The sequence below is a fragment of the Streptomyces sp. NPDC051940 genome (assembly GCF_040680895.1).
Classification (GTDB): Bacteria; Actinomycetota; Actinomycetes; order Streptomycetales; family Streptomycetaceae; genus Streptomyces.
On sequence record NZ_JBFAXR010000066.1, the window covers coordinates 1 to 15448 of the forward strand.

Here is a 15448-nt window from a genome sequence, read left to right on the forward strand (position 1 = left end):
CGGCGTACGCGGATCTGCAGTCCGGCAGCCTCGACCCAGGCACCCCTGAAGCCCGTCCGGCGTTTGAGGACTTCGGGCGAAGCCCGAAGCGCGTCAGCCGACGCAACCGCACACAAAGCCCGTCCGGCGTTTGAGGACTGAGGCGCGCAGCGCCGAAGCGCGTCAGCCGGCGCAACGCACCATGAAGCCCGTCCGGCGCTTGAGGACGAGGCGCGCAGCGCCGAAAGCCGCGGCAGAGGCGATAGCCACCCGTAGCCGAGGCGCAGCCCTCCGTGGCCGAGTTTTCACCAATGGGCTTCCCAAGGAGCGCGACAGCCCTACTCTGAAGAGCACAGCATCGGTGGGGGCCGATGCTGATCAGGGGGCGAGACAGTGAGGTGCGGCGCCTGGCGCGGGGTAGACGTGACCCGTGACGGCGGCGGCCGTCCGGGAGCGCACTTCGCCCGGGCGTCGCGCTTCACCGACCGTTCTCCGCCGGACTGGGGGTGGACCTCCATGGCTCGAATCCGTGTACTCGTGGTGGACGACCACCGCATCTTCGCCGAGTCCCTGGCCGCCGCACTCGCCGCCGAACCGGACGTCGACGTGATGGCGGTGGGCAGTGCTCAGGCGGCGCTGCGCCTGCTGGACCGTGCGGTCTCCGAGGGCCGCCGCTTCGACGTGCTGCTCGCGGACACCGAGGCGCACGACCCGGCCCCGCACAGAGCCGACCCGGCCGCGCCCGCGGTCAACGGCTCGTCGCACGCGTCACCCGACGCACCCGCGCCGGGCATCTCCCTGGTGGCGAGAGCCCGTACGGCCCATCCCACGACCCGTGTGGTGGTGCTGGCCGAGCGCGACGACCCTCGGCGCGCGGCCGCCGCCCTGCAGGCGGGCGCGTCGGGCTGGGTGGCCAAGGACTGTTCGCTGCAGCGGCTGCTGGCCGTCATCCGAGGCGTCCTGCGCGACGAGACGCATCTGCCGCCGGCGCTGCTCACCGGCGTACTGCGGGAGTTGACGGCCGCGCGCAAGCACCGCACGGAGAGCGAGCAGCTCGTCGAGTCGCTCACCCCGCGCGAACGCGAGGTGCTGCGCTGCATGGTGGCCGGTCTGGGCCGCAAGGCCGTCGCCGAGCGGCTCTACCTCTCCCCGCACACGGTCCGCACCCATATGCAGAACGTCCTCGGCAAGCTCGGCGTGCACTCCACGCTGGCCGCCGTGGCGCTGGCCCGCCGGGCCGGGGTGGGCCCGGCGGATCTCGGGGAGCCGGCGACGCTGTCGTCGTAAGGGGCGAAGGTCAGGCGCTCCCGTACGCCACCATCAGGTACTTGTTGTGTTCGCCGCCGTCGTCGGACACCGTGTTGAGCCCCATGTAGATGCGGCCGTGGGCGTAGGCGAAGGTGTCGCGGTCGGGTGAGAGCTGGGCGTCGATCTCGGACTGCGAGGCGGGCAGCCGCAGCCACGCGTCCTGCTTCCCGGTGGCGGGATCGATCGCCAGGACGCGGCCGGGTTCCTTGTACGTCGGCTCCAGGTACACGAGCAGCTTCGATCCGGCCATGCGCAGCGGCGCGACCGTCCGTCCCTCACCGGCGTCGAACTTCCTGACCTCCTTGCCCGTGCCGAGGTCGAAGGCGACGATCTCGTTGGTCGAACGGCCGTCCGCGGAGCCGGAGCTGTGCTCCTGCGAGGCGAGGTAGACGTACGACCCGTCGACGGCGACCGTGCGGCAGGGTTCGATCTCCGTGGCCTCGCAGTTGGGGTCGTACTTCGCGGAGTCGCCGCCCCCGGCGACGGTGCCGAGCGAGATCCTGGCGCGCAGTCTGCCCTGGTCGTCGAGGGAGAGCAGATCGCTGGTGCCGCTGTGGTCGCCGAGGGTGAGGCCCACGACCACCGGGTCGGTGGACAGCAGCTGCGCGTACTGGGTGCCGTTGGGGAGGCGGTAACTCCAGACCGGCTGCTTGGTGTTGACGTCGAGCTTCTCGACCCGCATCTGGGGGCTGCTGTAGTTGCCGCAGCGGACGACCGCGACCAGGGCCCGGCCGCCGCCGAAGCCGTCCTCGCTGCACTCGGTGCCGGACTGGGACTGCCAGAGCGGGTCGCCGCCCTCCAGCTTCCACACGATGGCGCCGCTCGTGCCGCCGGCGGCCACGGCGCCGCCGCCGACGGTCACCTCGTCGAGCCGCAGCGGCTGGTCGCCGTCCGTTCCGGAGCCCTGCCAGAGCTTCTTGCCCTGCGCGATGTCGATCACCGCGACGACGGAGCAGCTCGGGTGGTCGTCCTTGTTCGCGGGCTTGTGGTCCTGGAAGAGCACGGCCGCCTTGCCGTCCTCGGTCATGTGCTGGGAGGCGCCGCAGATCTCGCCGTCGAGGGGCAGCCGCCACTGCTCCTTGCCGGAGGCGCTGTCGTATCCGGCGACCGCGTACGGCTCGCCCTTGGCGACGGTCTTCTCCGTGGCCCACAGCCCGTCCGTACCCATGACGCTGGCGCTGATCTTCGGATACGCGACGCTGAACAGCTCGCGCCCGGCGACGGACTTCGGCTTCGCGTCGGCGCCGCCGGGCTGGTCGCCTCCGGCGGCGGTGGTGGTCTTCGTGTCGCCGTCGTCGGTGAGTTGCCAGGCGGTGTAGCCGGAGCCGGCGACGAAGAGCATGGCGAGGATGACGCTGAGGGTGATCACGGCTTTGGCGCGGGGGGAACGGGTGTGGGGGTGCGGAGGTTGGTGGGTTTGGTGCGGGGTGGGCGCGGGGTGCTGTGCGGGGGCGTACGCGGGGTACGCCTCGGGGGGTGCCGGCTGCTGGTACGGGTTCGGATAGCCGTATGCCGGCTGCGCGGTGGAGCCGGGGGTTCCGTAGCCGGGCTGGTGGGGGGTGTTCGGGGTCCCGTAGCCCGGTGTCTGCTGCGGGAACCCGGGATAGCCCGCTCCGCCGGGCTGCGGCTGCGGTTGCCCGGGGGGCCCGAAACCCCCGGGCTGCGGCTGCTGGTTCGGCGGCTGCGGCTCGGTCACGTTTCCCCCCGGGGGCCGGCGCGGTCAAGTTCCTACGTTTCTATCACCGTCCCGTACGGAGGGGCCTCCGGGGGAAGGCGTCACAGACCGACCCTTCCAACGTGACCGGCACCAATCCCAGCCCGTCCGGCGCTTGAGGACGAGGCGCCGACTGCGTCAGCCGACGCAAAGGCGACCTCCAGCCCGTCCGGCGTTTGAGGACTGAGGCGCGAAGCGCCGAAGCGCGCCGCAGGCGCCAGCGGGACCGCACCGCGCAGCGGACCGCGGCAAGGGATGCTCAGTCACCCTCCTCCTGGACCGCCCGGTCCAGGAGCCCCGTTCGGGCCGCCAGCGCCGCCGCCTCCAACCGTGAACCGACGCCGAGCTTCATGAGCACGCGCTGGACGTGCGTGCGGGCCGTCGACGGGGCGATGCCCATGCCCGCTGCGATGAGGCGGGTGTCCTCGCCCTCGGCGACGCGGACCAGGACCTCCACCTCGCGCGGGGTGAGCATCTCCAGCAGGCGCGCGCCCTCGTCGTCCGGTGCGGCCGCGGGGTTGAGGAGTTCCGCGAAGGCGCCCTGGAGGAGCTGGGGGGCCACCGCGGCCTCGCCGGCGCGGGCCTTGACCATGGCGCGTTCGACGCCCTCGATCCGTTCGTCGTGGCGGACGTAGCCGGAGGCCCCCGCCGCGAACGCGGCCGCGATGCCGCGCGGCGACGGCACCGGTCCCAGCACGACCACGGCTATCTGCGGGCGCTCGGCCTTGATCCGTACGACCGGATCGAACACCCCCGGCGCGGCCGGGGACCCCGTGCCGAGCAGGCACACCTCGGGTGACCGGCTGATGACCAGCTCCGCCGCCCCCGCGACCGGCGCGGTCGCCGCGAGCACCCGGTGCCCGCGCAGCTTGAGCGCGGAGGCAAGCGCCTCCGCGAGCAACCGGTGGTCGTCGACCACGATGAGCCGCACTGCCATGGCACGCCCTCCCCCATCCCGCAGCCGGCAGCTGAATCCCCGTTCTCCCCCGAAGGCCAGTGTTCAGCGGGGTCTTGCCCCCGGAAGGTACCGCCTTACCGGCCAGAAGTATCCCGGAATGTCGAAATCTCCGGCGTTACCGCGCACGTCGGCGTACCCGGGCTCATACCGCCCGGCAGTCCGCCGCGGCTTCGCCGAACCGTCGCCGGCGCTCCGGCCGCCCGTCCGCCACAGGGCTCGCGCCCGTCACGGACGACGCCTCCGCGCACGGCTCCCGGGCGGGCGTCAGCCTGCCTGCGGCGCCCGGTGTTCCGCGATCCGCGCGAAGTCCTCGACGGTGAGCGCCTCTCCGCGCGCTTGCGGCGACACTCCCGCCGCGACCAGCGCCGCCTCCGCCGCCGGGGCCGAGCCGGCCCACCCCGACAGCGCCGAGCGCAGCGTCTTGCGGCGCTGGGCGAAGGCCGCGTCGATCACCCGGAAGACCTCCGCCCTCGACGCGGTCGTCCGCGGCGGGTCGCGGCGGACCAGGGACACCAGGCCCGAGTCGACGTTCGGCGCGGGCCAGAAGACGTTGCGGCCGATGGCTCCGGCGCGCTTGACGTCCGCGTACCAGTTGGCCTTCACCGACGGGACGCCGTAGACCTTCGAGCCCGGCGCCGCCGCCAGCCGGTCCGCGACCTCCGACTGCACCATCACCAGCGTGCGCTCGATGGTCGGGAAGGTCGCGAGCATGTGCAGCAGCACCGGCACCGCCACGTTGTACGGCAGGTTCGCCACCAGCGCCGTCGGCTCCGGGCCCGGCAGCTCGGTGACCTGCATCGCGTCGGAGTGCACCAGCGCGAAGGACTCCGCCCGGGCCGGCAGCCGCGCGGCGACCGTGGCCGGGAGGGCCGCCGCGAGCACGTCGTCGATCTCCACCGCCGTCACCCAGCGCGCCGCCTGCAGCAGCGCGAGGGTGAGCGAGCCGAGGCCCGGTCCCACCTCCACGACCACGTCGTCGGGGCGCACCTCGGCCGTGCGGACGATGCGCCGCACGGTGTTGGCGTCGATGACGAAGTTCTGGCCGCGCTGCTTCGTCGGGCGTACGCCCAGCGCCGCGGCCAGCTCCCGGATGTCGGCGGGCCCGAGCAGCGGGCCTTCGGTGGTGCTTGAACTCACCTGTACAGGTTACGGCCGCAGACGGGCCACGGCGCCGCCCCCCGCTGGATGTACAGCTTCTTCGCCCGGTACGTCTGCTCCTCGGCGGACGCGTCCTGCGGGCGGCCGCTGCCGCCCACGCCCTGCCAGGTCCGGGTGTCGAACTGGTACAGCCCGCCGTACGTCCCAGACGGGTCGGTCACGTGCGGCCGCCCGCCGGACTCGCACGAGGCCAGCGCCGACCAGTTCAGGCCCTCCGCCCCGGCGACGGACGCGGGCCGCGGGCGGGTGCCGACGCGGACGACCTGCGGCTCGGGCTCGCGCAGCACCGTCACGCTCAGGCGCTGGTGCTCCTTGCGTACGCCGTCGACCGTGCGCACCCGGTAGACGACGCGGCGGGCGCCCTCGCGGCCGGGGCGCTCCACGACCCGCTCGCCGGCGTACCGCGACGGGTCGCGGCGGGTGACGGTGGGGTACGGGACGGTCTCGACGCGTACCCGCTCGCGGGTGCGCACCTGCTCCACCACGATCCGCTGCCCGTTCCGCGGCACCGAGTCCAGCGGCGCCGACACCCGGTCCTCGGGGTGCGGGTCCACGCCCGCCTCCCGCAGCGCCTCGCGGACCGTGGCCGCGCGGGTCCGTACCGTGCGCTCGCGGCCCGCGACGACGACGCGGACCTCCCGCTCGGTGAGGACCTCGACCGCCAGCCCGTTGCGCCCGATCGCCGTGCCGCGCGAGGCGGACACGTCGGCCCGGCCCGGCATCGCCAGCCGGCCGAGGGCCTCGTCGACGGTACGGGCGGTCGTCCACAGCGTGCGCCGGCGCCCGTCGACGGTGAGCTGGACCGGGCGGGCGTGCCGCACGGTGACCGTGTCACCGTGGTGCAGGCCGGTGTCCGGCGCGGGGAGCACGCGGTCGTACGGGCCGGTGTCGACGCCGCCCGCGTCGAGCAGCTCGCCGACGGTGTCCGCCAGCGTGTACACCCGGCGCTCCGCGCCGTCCACCTCGAGCGTCACGCTCTTGCCGTCGGCGACGAACGCCGTGGTGCCGCCGGCCAGCGTGGCGACCACCAGCGCCTGCGGCACCAGCCGCGTCGCCTGCTGCCGGCGCCGCCGGGTACGGGCGGCGCGGGCCCCGATCCGGGCGGCGGCCCGGCTGCCCGGCTCTTCGTCGAGCCGGGCGGGTCTGTCGTACGAGGGAGTCACCTTGCTCCAGTCGTCCGGGAACAGTTCACGTCCACCGAAGGCGGACGGGCCGGGGACCATAGCGCGGGCGCGGCACCGCGCAAAACCGGTCCGTCACCCGCTGTGACGGACCGGGGAGCCGGACGGCGCAATCTCAATACCCGAACGCACGCGCCGTGTTGGCCGCGACCGCCGCGGCCAGCACGTCTTCCGCCACACCCTTCGAGGCGGCCATCGCACGCAGCGTGACCGGAATGAGATACGGGGCGTTAGGCCGTCCGCGGTACGGCACGGGCGTCAGGAACGGCGCGTCCGTCTCGACGAGGACCAGCTCCAGCGGGGCGACGGCGAGGGCGTCGCGCAGCGGCTGGGCGTTCTTGAAGGTGACGTTCCCGGCGAAGGACATGTAGTAGCCCTTGTCGGCGCAGACGCGCGCCATCTCCGCGTCGCCGGAGTAGCAGTGGAAGACGGTCCGCTCGGGGGCGCCCTCCTCGTCCAGCACCCGCAGCACGTCGTCGTGGGCGTCGCGGTCGTGGATCACCAGCGCCTTGCCGTACCGCTTGGCGATGTCGATGTGCCGGCGGAAGGACAGCTCCTGCGCGGCGACGCCCTCCTCGCCCGTACGGAAGTAGTCCAGGCCCGTCTCGCCGACCGCCTTCACGTGGTCGAGCGCCGCCAGCGCCTCGATCTCGGCGAGGGCCTCGTCCAGGGCCTCCTGGCCGCCGGGGGTGCGCGCGCCCTGCCGGGACCAGCCGTCGGGGTCGCCCAGCACGATCCGGGGGGCCTCGTTGGGGTGCAGGGCCACCGCCGCCCAGACGGCGTCGTGGGCCGCCGCGGTCTCGGCGGCCCAGCGCGAGCCCTTCACGTCGCAGCCGACCTGGATCACGGTCGTGACGCCGGCCCGCGCGGCCTTGGCCAGGGCTTCTTCTACAGTGCCGTCCTGCATGTCCAGATGGGTGTGCGAGTCGGCGACGGCCACACGCAGCGGCTCGGGCAGCGGCGGCGCGGCGGTTTTGTCCATGCCGCCGACTCTACTTCCGGGCGTGGACGCGCCGTCCGGCCAGGGTCGGCGGCCGGCTCCCGGCCGGGGTCAGTGGTAGTAGCTCTCCCAGCCCTTCACGGCCGTGCGCACCTGCCCCGACCGCATGATCCGTACGACGTGCTCGCCGCAGTTCAGGCACGTCGGCCTGGTCAGGGGTGAGGGGACCCGCTCACCGTCGGCGTGGTAGGTGACGTAGGGACGACCCTTGGCGTCGGTGTGGTGGTGTATCTCGTAACTCTGCTCCCAGGCGTGCCCGCATCGCATACACGCGAAGGCATACGCCTCAGTGACCGTCTCGCCGGTCTCGCTCATGCCGTCCGCCTCCTTTACCGGAGTGCCCCTCTTCCTTCCACCAGTGGACACCCGATCGGGCCGGCTCGCAGCCTGCCCTGTCCCTTGTTGGGACGGATTTTCCCGGCGCATGGGAAAGGGGCCCGGCTGCCGGAGGGGCCCTTTACCCAGGGCCCACGGGCTTTACCGCGTCCTGCCCGGGACCTTTACCGCCCCGTACCGTCACCGGCCGCGTTCTTTGCCGCCACCACGGCATCGAAGACCTCCCGCTTGGGTAGGCCCAGCTCCTGCGCCACGGCCGCGATGGCCTCCTTGCGGCGCTCCCCGGCCTCCTCGCGGACGCCGACCCGGCGCGCCAGCTCCTCGGGCGTCAGGGCCTGGGGGCCGCGCTCGGGGGCGCCCTCGACGACGACGGTGATCTCGCCGCGCACCCCGCCGGCGGCCCAGTCGGCCAGCTCCTTCAGCGGGCCGCGGCGGACCTCCTCGTACGTCTTGGTCAGCTCCCGGCACACCGCGGCCCGGCGGTCCTCGCCGAAGACCTCGGCCATGGCGGCGAGGGTGTCGGCGAGGCGGTGCGGGGCCTCGAAGTACACGAGCGTGCGCCGCTCGTCCCCGACCTCCTTCAGCCGGGACAGCCGCTCGCCGGCCTTGCGGGGCAGGAAGCCCTCGAAGCAGAAGCGGTCCACGGGCAGCGCGGACACGGCGAGGGCGGCGAGTACGGCGGAGGGTCCGGGCACGGCGGTGACGGTGATGCCGTGCTGCACGGCGGCCGCGACCAGCCGGTAGCCGGGGTCGGACACGGACGGCATCCCGGCGTCGGTGACCAGCAGCACGCGCCGGCCGCCGGTCAGGGCCTCGACGAGCTCGGGCGTACGGGCGGTCTCGTTGCCCTCGAAGTACGACACGACGCGCCCGCGCGGCTCGACGCCCAGCGCCTGGGTGAGCCGGCGCAGCCGCCGGGTGTCCTCCGCGGCGATCACGTCGGCGGCGCCCAGCTCGGCCGCGAGCCGCGGCGAGGCGTCCGTGAGGTCGCCGATGGGGGTACCGGCCAGTACGAGGAGCCCGGTGGGGCTGGGTGCGCTGTCCACGGCCCCAGTCTGCCCTGCGCGGGGCGGGGGGCGCGTGGCGGGGAGGGGCGGGTGTGGGCCGGGTACGCGGGCTGTGGGTGCCGGGCACGCCACACCCCGTGCTTACGGGCCCACCCATAGGATGGCCCACCGTGAGCAGCGACACGGCGACCGAGGCGGCGCACCGGACGGACGAGGAGACGGTGCGCGGGCTGTGGCCCGCCCGGCTGAGGCGCTTCGGATACGTCGCCCCGGCCCGGACCACCAGCCGCGACCGCCTGCTCCCGCCGTACGCCGAGGGCGGCACCCGGGTCTGGGAGCTGCTCGGGGCGAGCCCCGACGGGGCGCGCCGGATGGTGCGGATCTCCGCCTGGGCGGGTCCGCTGCTGGTCGCGCTGTTCGCGGGCCTGATCCGCTTCTGGCGGCTGGGCAGCCCGCACGCGGTGATATTCGACGAGACGTACTACGCGAAGGACGGCTGGGCGCTTCTCCAGCAGGGTTATGAGGGCGTCTGGCCGAACGACGCCAATGCCAGGATCCTTGCCGACCCGCAGACGATCCCGCTCTCCTCGGACCCCTCCTACGTGGTCCATCCGCCGGTCGGCAAGTGGGTCATCGCGCTGGGCGAGTGGATGTACGGCCTGAACCCGTTCGGCTGGCGGTTCATGATGGCCGTGCTCGGCACGCTCTCCGTGCTCATGCTCTGCCGGATCGGCCGCCGGCTCTTCCGCTCGACGCTGCTGGGCTGCCTGGCCGGCGGGCTGATGGCGGTGGACGGCCTGCACTTCGTGATGAGCCGCACGGCGCTGCTGGACCTCGTCGTCATGTTCTGGGTGCTGGCGGCCTTCGGCTGTCTGCTCGTCGACCGGGACAGGTTCCGCGAGCGGCTGGCGGCGGCGCTGCCGGCGGACGGGCGGCCGGACGCCTCGGTGGCGGAGTCGATGTGGTTCCTGTGGCGTCCGTGGCGCCTGGGGGCCGCGGTCTTCCTGGGCCTGGCGATCGGTACGAAGTGGAACGGCGCGGTGTTCCTCGCCGCGTTCGGGATCCTCATGGTCCTCTGGGACGCCTCGGGCCGCCGGGTCGCGGGCGCGCGCAACTCCTATCTCTGGACGCTCATCCGCGACGTCCCGATGGCCCTGACGATCGTCCCGGTGGCGCTGCTGACGTACCTCGCGAGCTGGACGGGCTGGTTCGCGACGTCGGGCGGCTACTTCCGGGACTGGGCGTCGGACCGCGGCGGCTGGGGCTGGACGCAGGCGCTGCGCTCGCTGTGGCACTACCACCACGAGGTGTGGCAGTTCCACGTCAACCTCGAGACGGCCCACCGCTACGAGTCCAACCCCTGGACCTGGCCGGTGGCCGGCCGCCCCGTCTCGTACTTCTGGGAGGGCCCCAAGCCCGGCAAGTCCGGCTGCCCCGCGGACGCCTCGCAGGACTGCGCCCGCGAGGTCCTCGCCCTCGGCACCCCGCTGCTGTGGTGGCTGGGCATCGCGGCGGTGGTCTACTGCCTCTACCGCTGGGCCCTGCGCCGCGACTGGCGCGCGGGCGCCCTCCTGTGCGGCCTCGCCGCGGGCTGGCTCCCGTGGCTGCGCTACCAGGAACGCACGATCTTCTACTTCTACGCGGTGGTCTTCGTCCCGTTCCTCTGCCTCGCCCTGGCCATGCTCCTCGGCGCGATCGCGGGCCCCCCGGGCTCCTCGGAACGCCGCAGAACGGTGGGCGTGGTGACGGGGGGCGTGCTGGTCCTGCTGATCGTCTGGAACTTCATCTACTTCTTCCCGATCTACACGGGCCAGACGATCTCCCGGGACGAGTGGAGCGACCGGATGTGGTTCAGCACCTGGATCTAGCCGCGGCTGGCCTCGTCTTGGCCGCCGACGTCCTGATCCCACGCGCGAACAGGCGCTGGCGCCGGTTCCGGTGTGCTCAGCTCGCATCCCGACTCGACCGGGGAGACAGCGTGCGAATCGCCTGCCACGCGCGGCTGCGCAACACGGGGGGCAAGCGGCATCGGGCGCATGTGGACTTCGGGCCGTCCGGGTGCGCATATCCGCAGCAGAGACAGCGCGATTCCGATGCTTCGACTCGGACCTCCCGGTGCCGTGGTCGTCGCGGTGGAACCCGACCGGTCCATGGTGGTCTGCGAGCTGACCGCAGGCCATCTGGAGATCCTGCTGCCAGCCGCGAAGGAATCGCTGCTCCGAGCAATTGCGCGAGCTCTCTCCTCCTGAGCCCATCGGCCGCGCGGGCACCCCGGTTGCTGCCGTCAGCCGCCCCAGGCCGCGACGACGTCGTCCGCCGCCCAGACCAGGCCCACGCCGTCGCGTGGCATGCGCTCGGAAACGCCGGAGAGGGAGACGACCGCCAGGCCGGTTTCCGCGGGGTCGGCACCCGGGACCTGGGTCGCGCCCCGGCGCAGAGCGGCCAGGTCGTGCGCGTCGAACGGCGTCTCCAGCCACTTGACGGAGCCCACGAAATCGATCCGGTCGGCGACCGGCGCGCGGTCGGCTCCGACCAGGTCGAGTTCGGGGTCGAACTGCCGGTTCCACCAGCCGCCGACCACCTCCGTCTGCGGCCATGGCAGGCTGCCCGCGACGGCCGCCAGCTCCAGCGCCTCGCGCACGAGCGGCTCCACCGCACGGCCCCGCCAGCTGTGCCACCGCCGCTCGACGGCCCGGTAGCCCGCCGCCGGCTGACCGCGCCTGGCCAGGTTCTGGGCCGAGCGCAGGACCGCCAGGTACAGCCGCAGGTTGCTGTCCGCGACGCGGTACAGCGCCGGCTTGCCCGGCCGGGTGGACAGCGGCTGCTCCACGGCCAGCACGTGCTTCTCCTCCGTGAGCCGGCGCAACAGCGGCGAGAGCGTGCCTGATGGCAGCGCGCCCTCCCGGCTGCCGGCAGTCGCGGCGATGTTGGCGTGCGTACGCTCCCCGGCTCCGACCGCCTCCAGTACCCGGCGAGCCGTGTCGGGGTTCGGGAACTCGGCCATGAGTGTGGTCTCCGGCACCCCGAAAACCGGTGAGGCCGGGTCGGCGCACTCGGCGCGCAGGAACTCCAGCGCAGGCGTGCCGTGCGGCCAGGCCCGCAGAATGCCGGGCAGCCCCCCGGACACCAGATGCGCGTCCAGCGCGGCGGCGCCGCCCAAGCCCAGTGCGGCACCGGTCTCGGCCGGGTCGAGTGCGCCCAGCACCAGGTTGTCGGCCCGGCCGTAGAAGGGTCTGTCGTACGCGGTCAACCGCTCCATCATGTGCAGGTCCGAGCCGAGCAGCAGCAACAGCACCGGCCGCGTGGACAGCAGCCGGTCCCAGGCCGTCTGCAGCGCTCCCTCGAAGACGACGTCCTGCTCCGACAGCCACGGCAGCTCGTCCAGCACCACGACGCACGGCTCGGTGGGCAGCGCACCGGCCAGGATCCGGAAGATGTCCGGCCATGCCGCGCTCTCCAGCCGCGGCACCAGGTCCCGGTCGCCCTCGTCGGCGATGAGCGTGGATCCGCGCAGCTCCGACAGCAGTGCGGCCGTGGCCTCGACCGGGGAGGCCCCCTTGGTCGCGGTGAAGTACAGGTACGGGACCCCGGACCGGTCGCAGAACTCCTGCACCAGCCGGCTCTTGCCGACCTGCCGGCGGCCCCGGACGGCCAGGGCCACACCACGTCCCGACACTCGGACCCGCTCCAGGCGCTTGCCCAGCAGCGCAAGCTCCCGGCCCCGCCCGATGAACCCACTCGTCGCCACACGATCAGCTCTTTAGGTAGCCGACATCTACGTAGATTGAATCTACATAGCCGCCTCCATCAGGGCAATGCGGCGGCGGGTGGGCCTCCGCGGGCGGCGGCCTACGCCTCCGGGGCGTCCGTCCCGTACAGCGCCGCGATCTCCTTCGACGTGCTCCAGCCGCTGAACGTCGGGGACTGGGGCCAGCCCTCCGGGGAGTCCTGCCATTCCTCCTGGCGGCCGTACGGGAGGAGGTCGATCAGGGGGAAGGAGTGGCTGAGCTGTTCCGTGCCGCGGCCGTCCGTGTGCCAGGTGCGGTACACCGCGTCGCCGTCGCGGAGGAAGACGTTCACCGCGTAGCCGCCGCCGGGCGGGGCGCCCGTGTCCGTGCCGAACGGGCTGTTCGCCGTGGAGTACCAGTCCATCCGGTTGCCGACCCGCCGCTTGTAGGCGAGCGCCTCGTCGATCGGGCCCTGCGTGACGATCACGAACCGGGCGTCGTACGCCTGCAGGAACTCCAGCCGGGTGAACTGGGACGTGAAGCCCGTGCAGCCCGAGCACTGCCACTCCTTGCCCTCGGACCACATGTGGTTGTAGACGATCAGCTGCCGCCTGTCCCCGAAGACGTCCGCCAGCCGCACCGGGCCGTCCGCACCCTCCAGGGTGTAGTCCGGCATCCGGACCATCGGCAGCCGGCGCCGCTGCGCGGCGATCGCGTCGAGTTCCCGGGTCGCGGCCTTCTCCCGGGCGCGCAGGGCGTCGAGTTCGTGCTGCCAGGTGTCCGCGTCGACGACGGGCGGTAGTGCGTTCGCAGTCATGGTCCCTCGCTGAGAAACGTCGATGGATTGCGCTGTACGGAGGTAGACCGCGCCCGGCCGCGGAACTCATCGGTCCTCCCCGGCACGCCCCGTAATGCACCCTTCCAGGCGAATGACGTCTCTCGTCGCGTTCGGCGTGCCTTAGGGTGCGAGGCACAGGTGCGTGGTACACGCGGGCGGCGAGGGAGCTGCGGGTTATGTGGGACGGGCAGCAGGGGCAGGGCGGCGCGGCGGGCGCCGGCCGGCCGCAGGGTCCGTACGGGCAGCAGGAGCCGTACGGACGGCCGCAGGATCCGTACGGACGGCCGCAGCAGGGTTACGACGGTGGGCAGGCCCACCCCTGGGACGCGGCCCGGCCCCAGGGCGCCCCCTACCAGCCGCCCGCCCCGGACCCCCGGAGCGGCGGATACGGCCGGGATCCCGGATACCCCCAGGGACAGGAGCCCGCGGACCCCCAGCACGGCCACCCCCACCAGACCGCCTACGCCCAGGGCCAGTGGCAGCCCGCCGGCGGCGACACCCAGACCTTCCCCGCGTACAACGCCCACAACGATCCGGACGGCCGCGACACCGCCGCGGGCAGCGGCCACCGCCGGCGTAAGCCCGCCAAGCCGCCGTGGCGGAAGTGGGCCGCCATCGGCGCCGCCGCCGTCGTGGTCGTCGGCGCCGCCGGCTTCGGCGCGTACACCGTGCTCGGCGACGACGGGAAGACGCCCGCCGCGAAGAAGACGCCCAAGCCCGTCAACACCGCGCCGCCCACGGTGAAGGAGGTCACCGCCATGGGCACCCGCTTCCTCAGCGCCTGGGCCGGCGGTCAGGCCCCCGCCGCCGCCGCGCTCACCGACGACGCCGTCACGGCGCAGGCCGGACTGACGGCGTACACCACGGACGCCGCCGTCACCTCCGTGAAGCTGACGCCGGGCGTCCCGGCCGGCACCTCGCTGCCGTACCACGTCGAGGCCCAGGTGAAGTACGGCGAGAAGACCTCGCCTTGGACGTACGACGCGAAGCTCGAGGTCAAACGGGACACCAAGACGGGCAAGGCCGTCGTCCACTGGGCACCCACCGTCCTGCATCCCAAGCTCGGCGAGGGCGAGAAGCTGCGCACCGGCGAGCCCGACGCCCCGCCGGTGAAGGCCCTGGACCGCAACGGCAAGCTGCTCGACACGAAGACCTATCCCTCGATGGGCCCGATCATCGCCAGCCTCCGCGAGAAGTACGGCAAGAAGGCCGGCGGCAGCGGCGACGTGGAGATCTGGATCGAGCCCGCGAAGACGAAGAAGGGCGAGGACCACAAGGCCGCCGCCCCCGAGACGCTGCTGGTGCTCGCCAAGGGCCGGCCCGGCACCGTGAAGACCACCATCGACGCGCGGATGCAGGCCGAGGCCGAGCGCCAGGTGAAGAAGGCCGGGAAGTCGTCCCTGGTGGCGATCCGCCCGAGCACGGGCGAGATCCTCGCCGTCGCCAACTACCCGGGCGGCGGCTTCGACTCCGCCCTGCAGGGCTCCCTCGCGCCCGGCTCGACGATGAAGGTCGTCACGGCGTCGATGCTGCTGGACAAGGGCCTGGTGACGAGCACCGCCGAGCACCCGTGCCCCAAGTACGTGACGTACGGCGGGTGGAAGTTCCAGAACGTGGAGAAGTTCGAGCTGCCGGACGGCAGCACCTTCGCCCAGTCCTTCGCCAACTCCTGCAACACCGCCTTCATCGGGATGGCCCCCAAGCTGGACGACGACGACCTCACCAAGCAGGCCCGCGACGTCTTCGGCATCGGCCTCAACTGGCAGCCGGGCGTGACGACCTTCGACGGCCGCGTCCCCGTGCAGTCCCAGGCGCAGATGGCCGCCGAGCTGATCGGCCAGGGCGGGGTGCGGGCCAACCCGATGGTGATGGCGTCGGTCTCGGCGACGGTCAGGACGGGCGTGTTCAAGCAGCCGTACCTCGTCTCCCCCCGGGTCGACGGCCGCACCCTGGCCAAGGCGCCGCGCACGATGAAGGCGTCCACGCTCACACAGCTGCGCGGGATGATGGCGGAGACCGCCATCTGGGGCACGGCGGCCACGGCCATGAAGGGCCTCGGCGGCGACGTCGGCGCCAAGACGGGCACGTCGGAGGTCGACGGCCAGGACAAGCCGAACGCCTGGTTCACGGCGTACCGGGGCGATGTGGCGGCGGCCGCGGTGGTGCCGGAGACGGGCCACGGCGGCGAGTTCGCGGGTCCGCTGGTACGGGCCATGCTCGCGATGGGGTGACCGGCGCCCG

Annotated in this window: 12 protein-coding genes and 1 pseudogene; 4 read left to right on the plus strand and 9 right to left on the minus strand. The window is 73.1% G+C overall.

From position 1 onward, the window contains the following. Positions 1 to 495: 495 nt before the first annotated feature. Complete coding sequence (locus tag AB0M28_RS24060) at positions 496 to 1266, plus strand: response regulator transcription factor (protein WP_365408507.1); 771 nt, start codon at positions 496 to 498, stop codon at positions 1264 to 1266. 10 nt (positions 1267 to 1276) lie between these two features. Here the strand turns inward: AB0M28_RS24060 and AB0M28_RS24065 are convergent, their stop codons facing one another. From AB0M28_RS24065 to rsmI, 7 genes and pseudogenes are all read right to left on the minus strand, one after another. Further along, positions 1277 to 2656: a PQQ-binding-like beta-propeller repeat protein gene (locus AB0M28_RS24065; RefSeq protein WP_365408510.1), complete on the minus strand. Its 1380-nt coding sequence runs from the start codon at positions 2654 to 2656 to the stop codon at positions 1277 to 1279. Between the two features lie 604 nt (positions 2657 to 3260). Continuing rightward, positions 3261 to 3938, minus strand: a complete 678-nt coding sequence (locus AB0M28_RS24070) for a LuxR C-terminal-related transcriptional regulator (protein ID WP_365408513.1) — start codon at positions 3936 to 3938, stop codon at positions 3261 to 3263. Positions 3939 to 4223: 285 nt separating this feature from the next. After that, the gene (gene rsmA / locus AB0M28_RS24075; protein ID WP_365408516.1) at positions 4224 to 5096 is read right to left on the minus strand and encodes a 16S rRNA (adenine(1518)-N(6)/adenine(1519)-N(6))-dimethyltransferase RsmA; all 873 of its coding nucleotides are present in this window, start codon (positions 5094 to 5096) and stop codon (positions 4224 to 4226) included. Then, positions 5093 to 6280, minus strand: a complete 1188-nt coding sequence (locus tag AB0M28_RS24080) for a ubiquitin-like domain-containing protein (RefSeq protein ID WP_365408519.1) — start codon at positions 6278 to 6280, stop codon at positions 5093 to 5095. Before AB0M28_RS24080 ends, rsmA begins: the two co-directional genes overlap by 4 nt. Positions 6281 to 6413: 133 nt before the next feature. Then, positions 6414 to 7280: a TatD family hydrolase gene (locus AB0M28_RS24085; protein ID WP_365408522.1), complete on the minus strand. Its 867-nt coding sequence runs from the start codon at positions 7278 to 7280 to the stop codon at positions 6414 to 6416. A 102-nt stretch (positions 7281 to 7382) separates the two neighbouring features. After that, positions 7383 to 7613: pseudogene (locus tag AB0M28_RS24090) on the minus strand (hypothetical protein); the annotation flags it as partial. Positions 7614 to 7798: 185 nt separating this feature from the next. Beyond that, complete coding sequence (rsmI, locus tag AB0M28_RS24095) at positions 7799 to 8680, minus strand: 16S rRNA (cytidine(1402)-2'-O)-methyltransferase (protein WP_365408525.1); 882 nt, start codon at positions 8678 to 8680, stop codon at positions 7799 to 7801. 182 nt (positions 8681 to 8862) lie between these two features. On the opposite strand from rsmI, the gene AB0M28_RS24100 reads away from it, so the two are divergent. Together AB0M28_RS24100 and AB0M28_RS24105 are read left to right on the plus strand one after the other, a co-directional pair. Next, positions 8863 to 10509, plus strand: a complete 1647-nt coding sequence (locus AB0M28_RS24100; protein ID WP_365408616.1) for a phospholipid carrier-dependent glycosyltransferase — start codon at positions 8863 to 8865, stop codon at positions 10507 to 10509. 225 nt (positions 10510 to 10734) lie between these two features. Further along, complete coding sequence (locus tag AB0M28_RS24105) at positions 10735 to 10890, plus strand: hypothetical protein (RefSeq protein ID WP_365408528.1); 156 nt, start codon at positions 10735 to 10737, stop codon at positions 10888 to 10890. A 35-nt stretch (positions 10891 to 10925) separates the two neighbouring features. Here AB0M28_RS24105 and AB0M28_RS24110 read toward each other — a convergent pair whose 3' ends face one another. After that, on the minus strand, positions 10926 to 12389 hold the full coding sequence (locus AB0M28_RS24110; RefSeq protein ID WP_365408530.1) for an ATP-binding protein: 1464 nt from the start codon (positions 12387 to 12389) through the stop codon (positions 10926 to 10928). A gap of 101 nt (positions 12390 to 12490) precedes the next feature. Continuing rightward, positions 12491 to 13186 (minus strand): DUF899 family protein, encoded by a 696-nt coding sequence (locus AB0M28_RS24115; RefSeq protein WP_365408533.1) that lies wholly within the window; start codon positions 13184 to 13186, stop codon positions 12491 to 12493. A gap of 197 nt (positions 13187 to 13383) precedes the next feature. Here AB0M28_RS24115 and AB0M28_RS24120 point away from each other — a divergent pair, with 197 nt between their 5' ends. Further along, complete coding sequence (locus AB0M28_RS24120; RefSeq protein WP_365408536.1) at positions 13384 to 15438, plus strand: penicillin-binding transpeptidase domain-containing protein; 2055 nt, start codon at positions 13384 to 13386, stop codon at positions 15436 to 15438. Positions 15439 to 15448 lie beyond the last annotated feature (10 nt).

What these genes read in the sequence shown, in the direction of transcription:
- AB0M28_RS24060 (WP_365408507.1), top strand. Translation starts at nt 496, where the DNA reads ATGGCTCGAATCCGTGTACTCGTGGTGGACGACCACCGCATCTTCGCC.
- AB0M28_RS24070 (WP_365408513.1), bottom strand. Translation starts at nt 3,938, where the DNA reads ATGGCAGTGCGGCTCATCGTGGTCGACGACCACCGGTTGCTCGCGGAG.
- AB0M28_RS24085 (WP_365408522.1), bottom strand. Translation starts at nt 7,280, where the DNA reads ATGGACAAAACCGCCGCGCCGCCGCTGCCCGAGCCGCTGCGTGTGGCC.
- AB0M28_RS24105 (WP_365408528.1), top strand. Translation starts at nt 10,735, where the DNA reads ATGCTTCGACTCGGACCTCCCGGTGCCGTGGTCGTCGCGGTGGAACCC.
- AB0M28_RS24115 (WP_365408533.1), bottom strand. Translation starts at nt 13,186, where the DNA reads ATGACTGCGAACGCACTACCGCCCGTCGTCGACGCGGACACCTGGCAG.
- AB0M28_RS24120 (WP_365408536.1), top strand. Translation starts at nt 13,384, where the DNA reads ATGTGGGACGGGCAGCAGGGGCAGGGCGGCGCGGCGGGCGCCGGCCGG.